This window comes from Spirochaetota bacterium (genome assembly GCA_004297825.1).
Classification (GTDB): Bacteria; Spirochaetota; UBA4802; order UBA4802; family UBA5368; genus FW300-bin19.
This window is the reverse complement of sequence record SCSX01000007.1, coordinates 1-2,518: the sequence shown is the minus strand read 5'-3', so window position 1 is coordinate 2,518 and position 2,518 is coordinate 1. Positions and strand designations below refer to the sequence as shown.

2 protein-coding genes are annotated in these 2,518 nt (G+C 56.7%); both read left to right on the top strand.

Going from position 1 to position 2,518, the window contains the following annotated elements; translation table 11 throughout:
* Positions 1-219: 219 nt before the first annotated feature.
* Positions 220-978: a hypothetical protein gene (locus EPN93_00860; protein ID TAL39749.1), complete on the top strand. Its 759-nt coding sequence runs from the start codon at positions 220-222 to the stop codon at positions 976-978.
* A 16-nt stretch (positions 979-994) separates the two neighbouring features.
* Positions 995-2,239, top strand: coding sequence for an aminotransferase class III-fold pyridoxal phosphate-dependent enzyme (locus tag EPN93_00855; protein TAL39748.1), 1,245 nt, complete (start codon positions 995-997; stop codon positions 2,237-2,239).
* Positions 2,240-2,518: the final 279 nt, after the last annotated feature.

The following is a 2,518-nucleotide window of genomic DNA, read 5'->3' as shown; positions in this document are numbered from 1 at the left end:
GCGAAGCATTCCGTATCCTCCGGGACAAAACTGAGCGTCCAGAGTGAATACGAATGGGGAATGAAAAATATGAACGGTTTTCCCGGCTATGATCCGGGCGCCCGAAAAATAATTCACACCTATGAAAAAGGAGGCAATTTGCACATTTTCAGCTTGACAAGAAAATGGGGTCAGATACAACTATGAGTAAGTACTCACTCATTATGGTGGAGGTGCGGTATGTACACCGATCTCATTAAGGCGAACCTGAACCTGTACGCGGTCCTGAAAAACCTGGAAGACCTCGTGCGCTACGATGAAGAATGTGCCCGCAACGCGGCGAACTGGGAGATTTCCATCCAGTTCAAGGTGCGTAACGGCCCGCGCGCGTACATCGCCTTTTCAAAGGGCGCCTGCACGGTCGACCGGGGCCTTGTAAAGCGCCCGTCCATCGTACTCTATTTTTTCTCGCCCGGGCACCTCAACCGCATGTTCGACGGCAAGGCGATGCCGGTAATCCTCAAGGGATTCACGAAGCTCGGCTTCCTCACGAAGGATTTCGACGCGCTTACCAAGAAGCTCGAGTATTACCTGAAGCCAACGCCCGAATTGCTTGCGAAAAAGGACTACATGAAAGTCAACACCTGCTTTACCATCACCACGGCCACGTTCGCCCTCGCCGAAATCGCCATGTTCGACCCGATAGGAAAGCTGCTCGCGGGGCACGCGAAGGGAACGCTTATGCTGTCCGTCCTTCCCGACGGGCCGGCGCTGGGCCTCAACTTCGACCACGGCAACGCCGTTGCGCGCAAGGGCAAACCCGACAAGCCCATGGCCGCGATGATATTCAAGGACATGAAATCGGCGAACGATATCCTCAATGCGAAGGTAGACACGTTTTCGGCCGTCGTGAAGGGCAATCTCATGTTGCGCGGTCAGATCGGGATGATCGACACGGTGGGCACCCTGCTCGACCGCATACCGCTGTATTTGAGCTAGAGACCGGAGGAAAACCATGAAAACCTACACGTATAAAAAATCCGTCGCGCTGTTCGACCGCGCGGTGCAGGTGATCCCCTGCGGAATTTACGGCCACCTGAGTCCCACGCCGCTCGTCCCGGTGGAGCACTATCCTTTTTATATGTCGCGCGCGAAGGGCGCCAAGTTCTGGGATGTGGACGGCAACGAGTTTATCGATTACCTGTGTGCCTACGGGCCCATGATTCTGGGCTACAACGATCCTAAGGTCGATGCCGCGGCTAAGGCGCAGTTGGACCTGGGCAATTGCGTCACCTCCCCCGGGCCGGCTATGGTCGAGCTCGCCGAGGCCATGGTGGACCTGGTAGACGGGATGAAATGGGCTTTCTTCGCTAAAAACGGCGGGGACGCTACCAGTTATTCCCTCATGATCGCGCGGGCCGCGACCGGCCGCAAGAAGATCATACTCGTCCGGGGCGGTTACCACGGCGTAGCGCCCTGGGCGCAGTCGATGGGTCATCCAGGCATCATCGAGGAGGACAAGAGCCTCTACCTGTATGTCGACTGGAACGACTTCGAGGGGTTCGAAAAGGTCGTGAAGGAGAACAAGGGACAGATCGCCGGTTTCATCTCCACCCCCTACCACCACCCCACCTTCACGGACAGTGTAATGCCAGCGGCGGGATACTGGCAGAATATCGAGAAGCTTTGTCGCAACGAGGGGATCGTCCTCATCGTGGACGACGTGCGCTGCGGCTTCAGGCTCGACCTCGCCGGATCGCACAAGTATTTCGGATTCAATCCCGACCTCGTGTGCTTCTGCAAGGCGATCGCGAACGGCTATCCCATATCGGCGCTCATGGGCACCGAGGCCATGCGCAACGCCTGCGCGAAGGTGTTTTATACCGGGAGCTACTGGTATTCGGCGGTTCCCATGGCGGCGGCGATCGCCTGCCTCAAGGAGCTCAAGCGAATCAACGCCCCCGCCGTTTTGAAGAAAGTGGGGGAGAAGCTTGCGAAAGGGCTGTCCGACGTTGTCGCGGCCAACGGCTATACGCTGGTGGTTTCGGGCTCGCCCGGAATGCCGTTTCTGCGCATCGCCGAGGACCCGAGCAACATGCTTCACCAGGAATGGTGCGGCGAATCGACCAGGCGCGGGGCCTTTTTCTGCTCTCACCACAACTGGTTCGTGTCGACCGCGCACACCGACAAGGATATTAAGCGCACCATCGAGATCGCCGACGAGGCTTTCACGGCGGTAAAGAAACGGGGAGCCCGTTAAGGTCAATAGAAAAGATTACGATAAAACCCGGGCGATATCCTTATCGTCCGGGTTTTTTGCGCGCACCTCGCTCCGGTATTTCTTGTGTATGCAAGGTTGTAAAGCTTAGACGGCGCTGGTGCGGCGACGGATTCTTCCCTTCATGAGGTCGGCAGGGTTTCCCCAGTATAATTCCCAACAAATGATGCCGTTTTCGATCCTCTGACCGATGGCATAGTGCGAAAATTCTGCATAGTTATGCCTGCTCCCCGCTTCCTGCAACAGTTCGTCCAAATATCG